Genomic DNA, 15898 nt, shown 5'->3' with positions numbered 1-15898 from the left:
TGGCCGCGCTCCGGCCGCTCCGGCCTTCCGTGAGGCTTCCCGATCCGGGCAGCGAGGATGCTGGTCGCATGGTGCCTGTGCCCGGCCCGCCGGCCGTTGCTCGTGACGTCTTCGGAGACGCTTTTGACCTCGCCTGTGTGTATGCCGACATCCTTGTCTCGGCCGGCGTCGAACGCGGACTGATCGGTCCGCGTGAGACCGATCGGATCTGGGATCGTCACCTGTTGAACAGCGCCGTGGTCGAGGAGGCAGTCGGACCAGCAAGCACCGTGGTGGACGTGGGGAGCGGCGCAGGCCTGCCCGGGATTCCACTCGCGCTCGCCCGCCCGGACATCAGGGTGACGCTTCTTGAGCCGATGCAGCGCCGGTGCGTCTTTCTGCACGAAGCGGTGGCGAGGCTCGGACTTGAGGGGCGGGTCACGGTTGTCCGGGGACGCGCGCCCAACATTGGCACTACCGTGGAAGGCCACGAGTTTGATGTTGCCGTCGCAAGGGCTCTCGCGCCCCTGGGACGGCTGGGCGCGATGCTCGTGCCGATGCTGGAACCGGGCGGTGTCATGCTTGCACTGCGCGGTTCGCGCGTTGTCGAGGAGTTGTCGGTCGCGCGAGGTGAGCTGGATGCCCAGGGCTGGTGCGAGGTGGACGTCGTGAAGTGCGGAGTCGGGCGGCTTTCGGAGCCGGCCACCGTGTTGCGCGCCGTTTGTGGCGCACCTGAGCCTGGGCGCCGGCAGGGAAGTAGGAAAACGCGTGAAGCACGGCGAGAACGGGAGGCGCAGCGTGCACGTGGACACTCACGTTCCACGTGAAACAGCGTCGCGGGGAAGCAACACGTCCATGGGTGCGGGACGGACCGCGCGTCGGTCCTCGGCTCCACCGCTGGACTCTCATGATCCATCCACCCCTATCGGAGCGGCGGCAGCGGCGGCAGTGGAAGCCTTGACCATGGAACGACGACGGCCGTTTCCGCGGCCTACCCGACGGCGCATCATTACGGTGGCCAACCAGAAGGGCGGGGTCGGGAAGACCACCACGACGGTGAATCTCGCGGCCGCGCTGGCCATGCACGGATGCCGGGTCCTGTGTATCGACCTGGACCCCCAGGGAAACGCGTCGACTGCTCTCGGCGTTGACCACCGGTCCGGTGTCCCATCCATTTACGAGGTTCTGCTCGGGGATCGGCCACTTGACGAGGTCGTGGTGCAGTCCGCCGAATCCGAGGGCCTGTACTGCGCTCCGGCCACCATCGACCTCGCTGGCGCCGAGATCGAACTGGTTTCGGTGGTGGCGAGGGAGACTCGCCTGCGGCGGGCGATTGCCGGGCTCAAGCAGGATGTCGACTACATCATCGTGGACTGTCCCCCGAGCCTGGGGCTCCTCACGGTCAACGCGCTGGTGGCGGCCAAGGAACTGCTGATCCCCATCCAGTGTGAGTACTACGCGCTCGAGGGCCTCGGACAGCTCCTCCGCAACGTCGAACTCGTGCAGGCCCACCTCAATCCGGATCTGCGTCTGTCCACCATCATCCTGACCATGTACGACTCGCGGACGCGGCTGGCGGACCAGGTCGTCCACGAGGTCAAGGAGCACTTCGGGCCCCGTGTACTGGGCACGACCATCCCGCGTAATGTGCGGATCGCCGAGGCGCCGAGCTACGGCCGGTCGGTCCTGACTTACGACCCTGCCTCGCGGGGATCATTGTCCTACCTGGCCGCCGCGCGCGAGCTTGCCGAGCGAGGCTTCGAGCCGAATGGGGTGGGACTGTGACAGTGCGCAGGGGTGGACTGGGGCGAGGCTTGGGAGCGCTGATCCCGACCGCCATGGACGGTGCCGACATCGGCATCGACAGCGGTTTCGGGCTGAGGACCGGGCCGACACCGGTTCATGGCGCGACCTTCCGGGAGATCGCGGTCGACTCGGTCACGCCGAATCCCCGTCAACCGCGGACGCATTTTGATGAGGAGACGCTCGAGGAGCTGGCTGCGAGCCTGCGTGAAGTCGGCCTGCTCCAGCCCATAGTCGTCCGCGAGATCATGCCTGGGCGCTACGAGCTGGTCATGGGAGAACGGCGATGGCGGGCATCCCGGCTCGCGGGCTTCAGCCAGATTCCCGCCATCGTGCGGGACACCACCGACGACGCCATGCTCCGGGACGCGCTGCTGGAGAACCTGCACCGCCAACAGCTCAACCCCCTTGAGGAAGCGGCGGCATACGAGCAGCTCCTGCGTGACTTCGGCGCCACCCACGAGGAGCTTGCCGGGAAACTCGGCCGGTCGCGGTCCCACGTCACCAACATGATCCGGTTGCTGGGTCTGCCGCCGGCCGTCCAGCGCCGGGTGGCAGCCGGGGTGCTTTCCGCGGGCCATGCTCGGGCTCTGTTGTCGCTGGGGGATCCTGATTCGCAGGATCGCCTCGCCACCCGTATCGTCGCCGAGGGCCTGTCCGTCCGGGCTGTCGAGGAGATCGTGGCGCTGGGCGAGGAGGGGCCGCGCAAGACGGTTCCCCGCGCTCCCCGGGTTGTTCCCCCCGTTCTGGGCAAGTTTGCCGCTCGCCTGTCCGACCGTTTCGACACCCGCGTGAAGGTCGACATGGGGCGCGGCAAAGGAAAGATCACTGTGGAGTTCGGGAGCATCGAGGACCTGGAGCGGATCGTCGCGGTGATGACGGCCTCGGAAGCGGAATCAGGATCCGCGGTGGAATGAGCGGCCGGGTGCTGTCCGACCGATCGCCGGCTCCACCGAAAGCCCGTCGTGGATTTTTCGACTCGCGCCGCGAGCTGGACACTCACGCCATGCGCCGCCGTGGCGTTCTGGTCGGGGCCGCCTGCCGCGGGCGTTTCACGTGGAACATCGCAGGTCGATTGCGCAAAATGATCATTTGACGTCGCGCCGCGCCGCGCCGGTCTCTTTCTGGATCATCGGTCGAGCTCCGCCCGGTTCAGGGTCCACTGATCTCACGGGACTACCTGCCCGATCCGCGCCCCGCGTCATGCTGCCGGGCTGGGAACGAGCAGGTGCGGGGCTGGTCGGTTGGCTCGTGACGTTGTCCGTCTCACCTCCTGCCACGTTTCGAAAAAGATCCACATTGGATGCCTTAACCTGGTTGCGTGAGAGATGTCAGTGGTGACGTTGACGCTGGAACTCTGGCCACCTGGAACGTTGTGCTATGAGCCGTCGCATTGCCAACATCACTCTCGACAATATTGACGACATGCCGCGGCGCTGCCGCCGCTGCGTTTTCTGGGAGCTGGACCCGGTCGCCCGCAGTCGAGCGGAGGAGGCCGGAGGCACCGAGCTGGAGAAGGAAGCGTGGGTCTCCTCGGCCCTCCTCGAGTGGGGCAGCTGCGGGAAGATTATTTATGTGGACGGCGCCGCGGCCGGGTTCGTGATGTTCGCACCGCCGGCGTATGTGCCCCGATCGGTGGCCTTCCCGACGAGTCCCGTCAGCCCGGACGCCGTGCTTCTTATGACTGCGAAGATCCTGGATGACTTCGTCGGGCAGGGCCTGGGACGTGTCCTCATCCAGTCGGTGGCCAAGGACGTGGTGCGTCGTGGCTTCCGCGCTGTTGAGGCCTTTGGGGATCTGCGGGGCGAGGGAACCCGGTGCGTTGTGCCCGCCGAGTACCTGCTTGCCGTGGGTTTCAAGACGGTCCGGCCGCACCACCGTTGGCCACGGCTACGGCTTGAGGTCAAGAACGCCGTGAGCTGGCGAGAGGAGGTCGAGGTCGCGCTCGAGCGGCTGCTCGGTTCGATGGCGCCGGAGGGCATGCTGCGCCAGGTCGGCAGCACCGCCGGAACAGCGCCCGCGGGCTGACCGTCCCCTGGCAGCTGTTTTTCCGGGCGGATGGCCGACAGGGGATGGCCGTGTTGGCCCGGCGGCGGGCGGCGCACATGGCCGTGCGCGAGGTCTCAGCGGACCGTACGCGAGGCAAGTGTCGGTACCCGTAGCTGTCCTGTGGGTGGGTCGAGATCCGGCGGCAGGAACAGGCGCTGTACCGCGGCGAGAATGCCCTCGGCGACGGTGGCCCGAAATTCCGGCGACTCGAGCGCCGCGGCGTCGTGCGCGTTCGTGAGGTAGCCAAGGTCCGTGCGGATGGTCGGCATCAACGTCCGCCGGAGAAGCTCCCAGGTCTTGGCATGGGTGCGGCAGTCGACGAGATCAGTGCGTGATACGAGTTCCTTCTGCACAAGTCCGGCCAGCCGTTCACCCACGGCTGATGATCCTCGGGCGTGGCCATAGTAGTAGGACGACACTCCCTGCGCCCACGGGGACCTGCCCGCGTCCACATGCAACGACAGGAGAAGGTCGGCGCCGATTTCGTTGGCCCGATGCGCACGTTCGGAGTCGTCTGGCGACTCGTGCGGACCATGCAGGAGGTACGCCTCCAGCCCCGAGGTCAACAGCCGTGCCTCGAGCCGAGAGGCAAGATCAGCCATGAGGTCACGTTCGCACAGATTCCCGACGGTGACCCCCGGATCTTCCCCGCCGTGCCCGGGGTCGATCGCGACCACGACTCCGAGCAGGGAGGGACCCCGCTGGAGCAGTCGTACGGACTCCCGGAGCACATCCGGGCGGCCTCCGACAACGGTTCGTTCCAGCTTCTTCAGCTCCCGCAGCGTCAACGGTCCGCAGCGGCCATCCGGCTCCAGTCCCCGGTTGTGCTGGAAGTCCTTCAGCGCCGTCTCCGTTTGCGAGCTGAAGATGCCGTCCGCCCGCCCCACGTCGAATCCCATGTTCGACAGCCGTTCCTGTAGCGCTGCCACATCGTCTCCGATAAGGGGATGGTTGATGCTGTGGTACAGCAGGCGGTCGCCGAGTTTGCGACGGGCCTCATCCAGCACCCGGAAGGTGTCCGGGCCGATGACGCCGTCCGCGGACAGGCCTCGGCTCTGTTGAAACGCGCGGACGGCGTCATCCAGGGCCTCGTCGAACAGGGACCCGTCGGCCGGTGCCGGATCGGGCCTGCGCGTGTCGGCAGGGTCCGTGACCTGGGCTCCCGGCTGGGTGAAGGAGCTACGGTCGCGCAGTCTCCGGTCTTCCGGAGGCACCGGCGATGTGGCTGGTTGGCGTGGCGCGGCCGGCAGGAACGACAGGGAGATCAATGCGGCGCGTACTTCGATGACGGAGGGATCACGGTCGCCGAGACGCAGCAGTCTCGTCCCACGGTTACCACTCGGATCTACTGACGGACGGGTCACGGGGACACAGGCTAACCCCGGATAGCGGTGAAGCCGCTATCCGGGGACCCTGAGCTCTCCCGAATGAAGATCTAAAAACGGGTTCTCAGATGTAGGCGGAAAGATCTCGCAGAAGAGCCGCTTTCGGCTTCGCGCCGACGATGCTCTTGTCCACCTCGCCGTTCACGAAAACCGCCATGGTGGGTATTGACATAATTTGGTACTTTCGGGCAATTTGTGGGTTTTCGTCGATGTTGATCTTGACGACGCGCAGTTTGTCGCCATGCTCGGCCGCGATCTCCTCGAGAACCGGAGCGATCATCTTGCACGGCCCGCACCACTCCGCCCAGAAGTCGACCAGGACGGGCACGCTGCTTCCCAGCACCTCATCAGCGAATGTGCTGTCGGTGACGGGCTTGGTTATCCCTGCCATGATGATCTCCTTTTGATCGTTGCTACCGGGACGGCGTCAGGACGACGCCACCGGATCAGGCCTCTGAAGACCTTCAGGATCTCGACAATCTTGAATCCTGGGGCACCCATGGCGACGGCTGGCACTGGGAGTGACCGGCAGCAGGGGACGCGGCATCGCCGGGGTTATCGCGGGGCTGGGGCACGCACCTCGTTGCCGGGCGCTCCTACGGCGCTACCGCCTCCGCGGGTACCCGCGGTATGGGTTCGCCGCTGTCTTCCCGCGCGGCCAGCCAACGCTCCGCGTCCAGCGCCGCCGCGCACCCGGTGCCCGCCGCTGTGATGGCCTGCCGGTAGATGTGGTCGACGACGTCGCCGCAGGCGAAGACACCCGGAAGGCTGGTGCTGGTCAAAGGGTGGTCCACCATGATGTACCCGGCGTCGTCAAGTTCGAGCTGCCCGCGGACAAGCTCCGACCGGGGCTCGTGGCCGATGGCGACGAACAGGCCGGTCGCTGGGATCTCCGCGGTCTCCCCCGTGATGGTGTCGCGCACCTCGATGCCGGTGACCTTGTCCTCGCCGCGGATGGCCACAACCACCGCGTTCCAGCGAAAGCGGATCTTAGGGTTGGCTTTGGCGCGTTCCTGCATGATCGCGCTTGCCCGCAGCCGGTCCCGGCGATGGACGATCGTCACGGACTGGGCGAAGCGGGTCAGGAACGTTGCCTCCTCCAGCGCCGAGTCACCGCCGCCGACGACGACGATGTCCTGGTTCCTGAAGAAGAATCCGTCACAGGTCGCGCATGCGGACACGCCGTGCCCAAGGAGGCGGGCCTCGTCCGCGATGCCCAGCATGCGGTAGGACGAACCGGTGGCGATGATCACGGTGCGGGCCAGGTGGGTCTCATCCGCCACGGTTATGATCTTTGGGTCAGCCCGCAGGTCGACCGCGGTGACGTCGTCGGCGACGAGTTCCGCGCCGAACCGTTCGGCCTGGCCGCGGATGTTCTCCATGAGTTCGGGGCCTTGGACGCCCTCGGGAAAGCCCGGGAAGTTCTCCACCTCTGTCGTGGTCATCAGCGCGCCTCCGGCTGAGACGGCCCCCTCGAAGACCAGCGGGCGCAGGTTCGCGCGTGCCGTGTATATCGCCGCGGTATAGCCGGCCGGGCCGGATCCGATGATCACGACGTCGTGCACATCCGGACTGTTCGATCCATTCCCGTTGCTCTGCGCGGTCACATCTCCACCTGTCCTTTCAGGTCGCCGGCGGCTGCCGGCGAGGCCGTGCGCATGCCACAACCGTTCCGCCGCACACCCGATTCCCGGGGAATCGGTCACACTCCGGCTCGGCCCGGTCAGGAGCGTAAGAGCGCCCGGCAATAGGGGACGCGGCGTCGCGGGGCTGGGGCACGCACCTCGCTGTGTTGTCGTCGGTCGCCACCCCAAGGACCAGGATGGCTCCCTCCGCCGCCTCGCGATCTACGCACCCCAGCCCCGCTCCTTGATCCACACCCCTGTTGCCGGGCGCTCCAAGGACATCATCGCGCCGGTAGCGACCGAGAAAAGAGCATTACTGGGAGGCGGTTGTGCTGTACCACAGGGCTGCCGCCAGGTTGGCGACACTGCACCGTTCGTCGAGCACGATCACCCGGAGCTGGTCGGCGGCGGTCGGGACGGACAGGACGACCAGGACGGCTGGCTGGCCGTTGAAGGTCACCAGATCGAGGGCGGCGATGCTCCCGCCTATCTGTGTGGCCAGGCTGAGATAGCACAGGCGCAGATCCGGCCGGGTCAGTTCGGTGATGACAGCGGCGACCGCGGTGGATGGGCCGGCTGTGGCGGCGTCATATTCACGCAGCGGTGCCCGCAACGTGCCCGGTATCCGCCCGGTTACCAGATCGAGCGCGTGCTGGGGAATTTCGGCCATGCTCACCGGATGTCCGGTGTGCGCGAGGATGGCGGGCCCGGCCGCGTCCGAGACCGGCGAGGACGCGGCCTCACCGGCGGATCTGTCTCCCGCGTCCGAGGCAGGAGCCCGCGCCGGCAACGGTGCCGTCAGTGGTGCTGGCAACTCGCCGCCGCTCGCACTGGCCACGCTCTGGCCGGGCTGGCGGGCCAGCGCCACCATGAGGCCGACCATGCCCACAACAATGATCAGACAGGTCGCCGCCGTGAACCAGGCTGGGATCCGCGTGGGCCGGCCCAACCGCGGTCCGCCGTTGGGCCGGCTGCTGAGCCGGCCGTGGATGCGGCCTGGATGCCGGCCCGGTCGCCATGAGCCGGATGGGGCCGGTTGCCCGGCGGCCGAATCGCGACTGCCGGGCAACCGGCCGTTCCGTTCCGAAACCAGAGTGGCGCGCAGCCTTTCAGCGACATCCTCAGGCATGGTCACTGACGCGAGCGCCGCCAGCTCCCGGCGCACCCGCCGCAGCGCGGTCACGGTTTCGCGGCACTGCGGGCAGGCCCCGATATGCAGCGCCACGCCGGATGACGAACCGTTGCCGTCGGCGTCGGCGCTGCCCTCGGCGTAGGCGTCGAGGCGCTCAACATCCGGATGTTGATCAGCTATCATTGCCGGTCACCTCCTCCGGCCGCCTCGGACGCATTGACGTGCCTGCTCTCACTGACGGAATCGAAGGCCGCAGGGTTCCCGGGAGACAGGTAGTCGAGCATTACAGCCAGTTTTGCGCGCCCTCGCGCGCACCGGCTTTTCACTGTGCCCACCGGCACCGCGAGCAGCGTGGCAGCGTCCGCGACCGAATGACCCTGGATGTCGACGAGTACCACCGCGAGCCGCAGTGCCTCCGGCAGCTGGCTGAGCGCGGCGTGGATGGCCAGCCGGGTCTCGCCCTCAGCTATGACATCGCGTGGTTCGGCCAGTTCACCCCTGCCGTCCGCGGGCAATGGGACCTGCGGTCGGGCCGCACGGCGGCGCAGCCTGTCCAGGCAGGCGTTGACCACGATGCGGTGCAGCCACGTCGCCACCGACGCTTCCCCCCGGAAGGCGGCAGCACCTCGGTAGGCCGAGAGCATGGCCTCCTGGACGGCGTCAGCGGCGTCCTCGCGGTCCCGCAGCATGCAGACCGCGACCGTCCACATGCGGTTGCCGTGGGCCTGAACCAGCGCGGCGAACGCCTCCGGGTCCCCGGCGGCGTGCCGACGAAGCAGCTCCTGATCCCGCCTGGTCCGGTCTGTCGCCGGGACGGGCGCGGCGTCGTCGATGTCCACCGTGAGCGGTTCGGCAGCGGGCGGCTCGGAAGAGGTCATGGGACGACGCGCGGGTGGGCCGCGGCTTCAGGAGTGGAAGGACATGTCGACGATCGACCCCTTGAATCGTCCGTCAGAGACCGTCGGCAGTTTGGTCAGCCACACGACCCAGTACCGGTGGGTACCGGCCGCGGCCGGTACCTGCACGTCGGCTGTGCCGGCCGCGGCGGTGGTCTCGCCGACGACGACCGGGTAGCTGTTCACGTCGTTGACGACCGCGTCGCCGGCCCGCAGCTCGAACGAGGTTGGACCGCCGCCAAAAGTAATTGTCATTTTACGAATAGTGACAGGCTGGCCGAAGTCCAGCCGAAGACCTACCCCGGACTTGGGAAGCCCGCCGAACTGCCTGCCGTCGGTGTTGTTGTAGCCACTCGTCGTCCAAGCCGTGGCGGCGTTCCCATCCACCGCCTTCGGCGCTTCGCTGTTGTTCTCGTCGCCGTCCGTCCCCTGGGGGTCGAACGCGGTGGCGGTCGGGGGCGGGAGAAGGACACCCACCGGAGTGGTCGGTGACGCGGTCGGCCGCAGCGGGGCCGGGGTTTTCTGTTGCGGTTGCCGGGTCAGCACGATCGCCGCAACAATGATCAGAGTAAGGGTGATCAGCAGCGCGACCATGATTGCCAGGACGCGGCGTGGTGAGGCGAAGGTTCCCTGGCGGTAGGGCGAGCCGTACTCGCCGCGGCGCCGGGCCGCGGCGCGCTGCCGCGCGGGCAGTCGGCCCAGGCCTCCGCCCGGATAGGCACCGTTGTCGAGACGGCCGCCACCGACCGGATAGCCGCCCCCTTCGTTGCCGCCGCGGTACCCGCCGCTCGCGTGACCGCCGGTTGGGCCCAGCCCGGCAGCGTCCGCCGCGTACCCGGCAGTGGCGTACCCCGAGGTGATGGGCCCTGGAGTCATGGCCCGGGTCATCGGCGGCTCGTCGTCGATACGGACCCGGCCGAGGTCCAGGGTGCCTTCGGGCGGCGCGATCTCCTCGAGCGCCTCGGCGAGCTCCGCGGCGGACGCGATCGGCGGGCGGCTCGCCCGATCGTCCCCGAGGACGGCGAGGGTGAGCGCGTCGAGGTTCCGCGGCACGCCCGCCCGGACCTGGCGCGGTGAGCATGTCCGTCCGTCACTGGTACGCGGGGCCGTGGGCAGCCCGCATTCGCGTTTCAGCGGCCACCGTCCGGTCAGCGCCGAATACAGCAGACCACCCATTGCCCGGACATCGTCGGTGGCGAGGTCGGCCGAGTCGGCCCATGGCTCGTCCTGGCTGTGGGCGCCCTTCTCCAGCGCGGCGACGACGGAACCGGTACCGAGGTCGACCACCTTGACCATGCCGTGCCCGGAGATGATGACATCGCTGGGCCGCAGGTCGCCATGGTGGATGCCGCGCTCGTGTGCGGCGGCGAGTACCCGCGCGACGGCCAGCATCACGGTGGCGGCCTGGTCTGGCCGCAGCGGGCCTTCGGCGGACAGCGTCTGCAGGGAGACGCCTTCCACCCATTCACTCACCACGTAGGACACCGGGCCGGTGTCGGTAGTGGTCGAGGTGGCGTCGTAGGTCGACGCCGCGCCCGGATGAACCAGCCGGCCGGAGCCAATGGCGGCGGACAGCAGCATCTCGGCGGCGCGATCACGTGCCGCGGCCGCGGAGTCACGCGCATCCGGCTTGGAGTGCTGCACGACACGGACGGCAACGGAACGGGCGAGAATGCGGTCGTCGCCACGCCACAGGGTGACCGGACCACGTGTGTGCATCACTGACAGCAGCTGGTACCGGCCGTCCAGCATGGTCTTGACCGGTAGCGTGTCAGGCCCCGGTGGCGGCATTGGGCCGGTCTCGTCCGAAGACTGCGGGGAGGACGCGGGTACCGCCATGGTATCGGCCCCGCGGGTCGAGCTGCTCGTCACATCTTCATTGACGTCAGCCAACGGCGGTCGGTTGTGCCCGTCGACCACTGTGCCTCCGTCATCACCGGCGCGCCCGGCTGTCGTAGCCGGATGCGGCCTGTTCAGTGTACGAGTCTCCGGCCTGGCGATCGGTGATTGCACCAGTCGCGATTGGGATCAGTGCGCCGATCGGGAACCGAACCGACCACGAACGGTCGTGACAAGCGCCGCCATCTCCGCCAGTCGCATCCTGACAATAGCCGTGAGATAGATCATAACCCCAACCGCACAGGCGAGGAGCACACTTACGCCGGATCCGAGCCAGCCAGTACCGATGATCACGCGCACTCCCCAGGCAACCACGGCCGCCAGCACCGCGCTCAGGCCTCCGGCGATGGTCACCTGGGTGAGCATGCGAGAGATCCGCCCGCCGTCGATGCCGTCGAGACGGGCCTGCAACAGCGTTGTCGACGCGGCGACGCCTACCAGGTAGGAAGCGGCAAAGGCGAGCGCCAGCGCAACCGGGCGGTGTTTCTCGGGTAGCAGTGAGCTCAGCACAAGCGCACAAACGATATTGGTAGCCACGACGCCTATGTTGATCAGCGCGGGTGTACGGCTGTCCTGATGGGCGTAGAAGGCACGCAGCTGCACCTGGAACAACGAGAACGGCACCAGGGCGACGGCGAAGGCCGAGAGGGTGTCGCCGATCCGCAGGGCGCCGGCGTAGCTCACGGCGCCGTGATTGAAGACCGTGACCGCGATCGGGCGTCCCAGCGCGAGCAACATGAGCGCCGCAGGCACGATCATGACCGCGGCCAGACGCATTCCGGTGGAAAGATCTTGACGGACGAGGTCACGCCGATTGTCGGCGGCGTGCGCGCTCATCCGTGGCAGTAGCGCGGTGATCACTGATACCGCGATGATTGCGTAGGGTAGCTGGAAGATCTGATATCCGTACGTGTAGACGGTATATGCCGTTGCGGAGCTGGACAGCCGCACGATGACCAGGTACCCGATCTGGCTGACCGCCACGTAGAGCAGCGTCCAGCCGGCCAGGCGTACTGCCTGGCGCAACCCCGGGTGGGACAGATCCAGCCGCGGCCGGTAGCGGAAGCCGACCGCCCGCAGCGACGGCAACAGGGCGAACGTCATGATCACAACGCCGAGGGTCGTACCGGCGGCCAGCACCGTGACCTGGGCGTCGCTGATCCCGCCGACCGTGGGCGGCCTCGGTCCGGGCACGAGGACGAACGCCGCACAGGTGACTATCACGATCAGGTTGTTGAGCACCGGTGCGAACATCGGCGCGGCGAACGACTGCCGCACGTTGAGTATCGCCCCGATCGTGGCGCCCAGGCCGTAGAAGATCACCTGTGGCAGGAACCAGCGCAGGAAGGTCACGGCGAGATCACGCTCAGCGCCGCCGGCGGCGAGATAAGCGCTGACGATGAGCGGGGCGGCCACCATCGCGACCAGCACCGCCCCACCGAGCGCCAGCACCACCAGGGTGAGCAGCGAGGAGGCGAACGCCTCGCCCCGGTCGGGGTCGTCCTTGGTGGCCCGGACGAGTACCGGCACGATGACACTGGACAGCACTCCGCCGAGCAGCAGATCGTAGAGGATGTTCGGGGTCGTGTTGGCGACGTTGTAGGCGTCCCCGGCCGCGCCTGTGCCGATGGCCGTCGCGATCGCCACTGTCCGCAGGAATCCCGAGGCCCGGGAGGCGACCGTGCCGATCGCCATGGTCCCGCTGGCTCGGCCCAGGGTCATCGCACCGCGTCCGCTGGACTTTTTCGGCTGCTCGCCGGTCTGCTGGCCCGGTCCGGTCGGGTAAGTTTCCCGTTCCGGTGGGATGCGCCGGGGTCCAGCCGGCTGTCCGGTCGGTGGAGCACCGATGGGGCTGGCTGTCCGCACCGTCGGCCCAGCAGGATCGAAGCCGGGCCGTCTGCGATGCCGGGCGGGCGGTTTCCTGGTCTCGTCTCCGGGTCCGGCCGTCACCACCGTGCTCCTTCGTTCCTGGTGGTTCCCTGCTTCCTGACGGTTGCCTGTCTCCTGACGTTATTGGTCGCGCGGATGAGCCGTTCCAGATCGTCGGTCCGGTACTCGCTTTCCCCGCGCTTGCTGGCCCGTGGGTCGTGTCCGGCGGCATCGGGAAGCAGCCGGCGGGCGCATTCCAGCGTGTCCGGATCATCTCCGCTATCCGGGTCATCCGGGCTCCCGGGCATCGCTAGTGACCATGATCCCGATACTGATGCCACCGCCGCAGCAGCCGCAGGGGCCGGGGCCGGGGTGACTGGCGGAGACGGTCCGCCGGGCGGCTGACGGCGCAGGACCCGCAGCCGCCGGAACAGCCGGATCGCCACGGCGAGCACGAGGACCGCCAGGGAACCGCCAGTGATCGCCACCGCGATGACCCCGAAGACCGTCGACTTCACCAGCACCCGCAGCGGCGGGTCGGCCGACAGCGGCCGTCCGGCGGGGGTGAGGATCTGGATGTTCACCGGGAACGTACCGGCGCCTTCAGCATTGACGTCGACCTCGACCTGCTCCTTCTGGAGAGGAGGCACTGTAAGTGCCAATTTGCTTGCTGATCGTAGCCGTGAGTGGTCTGTGGACGCCAGGGACAGAACCACGCTGACGGTGAATGTGGTGTTGTTCTCCAGAGTGACCGGAACCTTGCCATGCTTGCTTGTCAGCGAGACGCTCCGGGACGCGACTATCCGGACGCCGTCCCGCAGGCTGCGTACCGCACCGGCGACACCCGCGCTCAGGGTGTCCGCGCCGTCCGTGCCGGCGGCGCCGGCACGCCAGGCGACGGACTCGGTGGCGGTGAGTGTGTTCTCCATCGCGTCTATGCCGGCGGCGATGCAGTTGCGTATGCCAGATGGCCCCGAACCCGGTGGGCAAAGGACGGACTTGAGGGACTGCACCTGGCTGCGCAGATCTTCCGCGGCAATCATCCGGCTGGCTGGCAGCTCGGCTGCCCGTGCCCAGGCCGGGTAGCCGAGAGGGCCGCGTTCGCTGTTCGTGGCGGCCGACCCCGCCGGTGGTGCCCAGGCCAGGGGCACCGGCCTGGAAAACGGGGTCGACAGGCCGCCCAGCACCTTCTGCGCCCAGTCGGCCGGTGGGTCCCAGTAACGCGGCAGCGCCAGCGTCTGGGCCCGGGCGAGTCCCGGGCGTTCCGCAGTGATCATGGCAATTTCGGCGACGAGATCCTGGAACGACTCTGCCTGGGTCGGCGAGTCTGGCAGAGCGGTGGGCCCGGTCGCGAGCCTGGCCAGTTCCGTGTCGGCGGCCAGCGCATGGGCGACACCACCCGAGGTCGCGATATTGGTGCTGGCCGCGGGTGTGTAGCCCCTGTCCGGCTCCTTCGGGGGCAGCAGCCGCGAATCCGTGATTACGGTGGTAATGCCCATCCGACGCAACAGGTCGAGCGTGGTCTGGTCGATGAGCCCGCCGCCGGGGTAGGCGATCGTCGTGTCCGGCGTGCGGCCGATCGCGTTCGCGACGACGGTCTGGCCGGTCAGTAACGCCACCAGAATGCTGTGGTACTCCTGCGCCCGGGTCAGCGCCACGACGTCGACATCGCCGTAGGGCAGAGCGACGATCGTTCCACCCGCGTCCGCGAATGCCCTCAGTTTTGCCAGAAAGATCGTGGCGTTCCGGTCCGGGCGCCGGGGGCTCGGACCGGATGGTGTGGCTACCTCGTATGGTCCGTCAGCGATGATTTTCAGTGTCTGCACGAGCACCGGGTCAACCGCGAGCGTGACGGTCGAGGTCTGCTCGCCCCGGGCGGGGACGACCGCGTTCAGCAACATGTCGAGGCGGCCGCCCGGCGCGATGAGGTCGGTCAGGCCATCGTCGCTCAGCCGGCCGTCAGCGCGTAGCCGCGGCACATCCGCGAGCGGCAGCACGACCGAGATCGGTGTGGGCGCGGTGACGTTGAGAGGAGCCCAGACCAGGAAGGTGTAGGCCGTCGCGACGATCCTGCGCTGGCCGTTCACCGTTCCGCTCGCGGCGATCCGCACCGGGTACACCCGCAGTGCCGCCGGCAGGTTCAGCGTGGCCGGGCTGGCGCCCGCGGTGAATGTCACCGGCGGCGCGCCCGGTATCAGTGGGTTCGCTATCGGTTGGGCGACAACCGGCGTCGGATAGCTGGCCGTGGCCGCCGCCGTGGTGCTGTCGCGCAGGTTCGCGAGATCACTGCGACTGGACAACGGACGTCCCAGGTCGACTCGCACCTCAAGACTGGAAACCTGGGCACTGTCGGTGAGTTCCAGGCGACCGGTTATCTTCGGCGGGATCTGCATACTCGCGATCTGGGTGAACGCGTCGATGGCGATGTGAACGGGCTGGCTGGGGGAGGGCGTGGCGATCGTTGAAGCCGCGGGTGAAGAGCCAGTCAATCGCGGGCTCGAAAGTTGTGCTCCGCCTGGGGACAAGCCTGTGGATACATGCGTATATCCTGTGGATATCCGTACAGGTCCGGTGGACGACGAGTGCGGCTGCGCACGGACAGCGGTTGCGTTCAGTACCAATTCCGATACCGAGAGTATGATCAGGATGGCTATCCGAACACTTCGGGTCGTCAGACGGTAACCGTATTCTGTCACGATACGTCCGTGAGGATGCTCGGCACCTGGGACAGGAGCCTGCGTTTGTCGGCGTGGGCAAGCAGCCCCGCTATTTTCGCCGCTGGGGCCCAGGCGACTTCACTGGCCTTGACATCGGAGCCCGATAGTTCCCCGATCGTCCGTAGTAGAAGATAATGGTGAACGGTTTTGCGCACGCGCGTCCATCCGGTTGCGAACCAGAAGCCGATCGTGCCAAGCCGACCGAGTACCTGTCCGGTCACACCAGTCTCCTCCGCCACCTCCCGAACCGCTGCCTGTTCCGCGGTCTCGCCGCCTTCGACATGCCCTTTCGGCAGCGGCCACAACAGCCGGCCATGGCGGTCACGGCGCGCAGTCAGCGCTGCGTTGGCCATTTCTGAGGGGTCATCCAGTACGAGCCCGCCCGCTGAAGTTTCCTCCATCCGGCGAAGCCGTCGGCGAGGGGATGCCGAGGACCGGGCCATGGGCTGATCGTACGAGCTGTCCGCGTCACATCTGCCGCGTACGGTCACTATCGGCTGCTTGCCTGCCCACGGGCCAGGGGTCCCCGTGCGACGCCGAAGGT

General features: G+C 67.7%; 13 protein-coding genes. 4 read left to right on the top strand and 9 right to left on the bottom strand.

What is annotated here, in order from left to right; translation table 11 throughout:
* From rsmG to MJ797_RS02020, 4 genes are all read left to right on the top strand, one after another.
* On the top strand, positions 1-806 hold an 806-nt coding region (rsmG, locus tag MJ797_RS02035), incomplete at its 5' end, for a 16S rRNA (guanine(527)-N(7))-methyltransferase RsmG (protein ID WP_374581213.1).
* 28 nt (positions 807-834) lie between these two features.
* On the top strand, positions 835-1764 hold the full coding sequence (locus MJ797_RS02030; RefSeq protein WP_305039269.1) for a ParA family protein: 930 nt from the start codon (positions 835-837) through the stop codon (positions 1762-1764).
* Positions 1761-2699 carry a ParB/RepB/Spo0J family partition protein gene (locus MJ797_RS02025; protein ID WP_239331243.1) on the top strand — a complete coding sequence of 313 codons (939 nt, stop codon included), beginning with the start codon at positions 1761-1763 and terminating at the stop codon, positions 2697-2699. Before MJ797_RS02030 ends, MJ797_RS02025 begins: the two co-directional genes overlap by 4 nt.
* Positions 2700-3162: 463 nt before the next feature.
* A complete protein-coding gene (locus MJ797_RS02020) occupies positions 3163-3810 on the top strand; it encodes a GNAT family N-acetyltransferase (protein WP_239307956.1) in 648 nt (215 codons plus the stop codon).
* A gap of 95 nt (positions 3811-3905) precedes the next feature.
* Here the strand turns inward: MJ797_RS02020 and MJ797_RS02015 are convergent, their stop codons facing one another.
* From MJ797_RS02015 to MJ797_RS01975, 9 genes are all read right to left on the bottom strand, one after another.
* Positions 3906-5195: an N-acetylmuramoyl-L-alanine amidase gene (locus MJ797_RS02015; protein ID WP_239331240.1), complete on the bottom strand. Its 1290-nt coding sequence runs from the start codon at positions 5193-5195 to the stop codon at positions 3906-3908.
* 85 nt (positions 5196-5280) lie between these two features.
* The gene (trxA, locus tag MJ797_RS02010) at positions 5281-5607 is read right to left on the bottom strand and encodes a thioredoxin (RefSeq protein ID WP_239331237.1); all 327 of its coding nucleotides are present in this window, start codon (positions 5605-5607) and stop codon (positions 5281-5283) included.
* Between the two features lie 205 nt (positions 5608-5812).
* The gene (trxB, locus tag MJ797_RS02005) at positions 5813-6823 is read right to left on the bottom strand and encodes a thioredoxin-disulfide reductase (protein WP_239331235.1); all 1011 of its coding nucleotides are present in this window, start codon (positions 6821-6823) and stop codon (positions 5813-5815) included.
* Between the two features lie 331 nt (positions 6824-7154).
* Positions 7155-8156: an anti-sigma factor gene (locus MJ797_RS02000; protein WP_239331232.1), complete on the bottom strand. Its 1002-nt coding sequence runs from the start codon at positions 8154-8156 to the stop codon at positions 7155-7157.
* The gene (gene sigM / locus MJ797_RS01995) at positions 8153-8851 is read right to left on the bottom strand and encodes an RNA polymerase sigma factor SigM (RefSeq protein WP_239331229.1); all 699 of its coding nucleotides are present in this window, start codon (positions 8849-8851) and stop codon (positions 8153-8155) included. Before sigM ends, MJ797_RS02000 begins: the two co-directional genes overlap by 4 nt.
* 27 nt (positions 8852-8878) lie before the next feature.
* Positions 8879-10789 (bottom strand): protein kinase family protein, encoded by a 1911-nt coding sequence (locus tag MJ797_RS01990; protein ID WP_239331226.1) that lies wholly within the window; start codon positions 10787-10789, stop codon positions 8879-8881.
* A 108-nt stretch (positions 10790-10897) separates the two neighbouring features.
* Positions 10898-12490, bottom strand: a complete 1593-nt coding sequence (gene murJ, locus MJ797_RS01985) for a murein biosynthesis integral membrane protein MurJ (protein WP_239331223.1) — start codon at positions 12488-12490, stop codon at positions 10898-10900.
* A 224-nt stretch (positions 12491-12714) separates the two neighbouring features.
* Positions 12715-15333: a DUF6049 family protein gene (locus tag MJ797_RS01980; protein WP_239331221.1), complete on the bottom strand. Its 2619-nt coding sequence runs from the start codon at positions 15331-15333 to the stop codon at positions 12715-12717.
* Entirely contained in the window at positions 15330-15755 is a 426-nt protein-coding gene (locus tag MJ797_RS01975) for an NUDIX domain-containing protein (protein ID WP_239331218.1), read from the bottom strand. The genes MJ797_RS01980 and MJ797_RS01975 overlap by 4 nt, the downstream gene beginning before the upstream one ends.
* Positions 15756-15898: the final 143 nt, after the last annotated feature.

Origin of the sequence: Protofrankia sp. CiP3, from assembly GCF_917627345.1 — a bacterium.
GTDB lineage: Bacteria > Actinomycetota > Actinomycetes > Frankiales > Frankiaceae > Protofrankia.
This window is presented reverse-complemented; position numbering and strand designations above follow the sequence as displayed.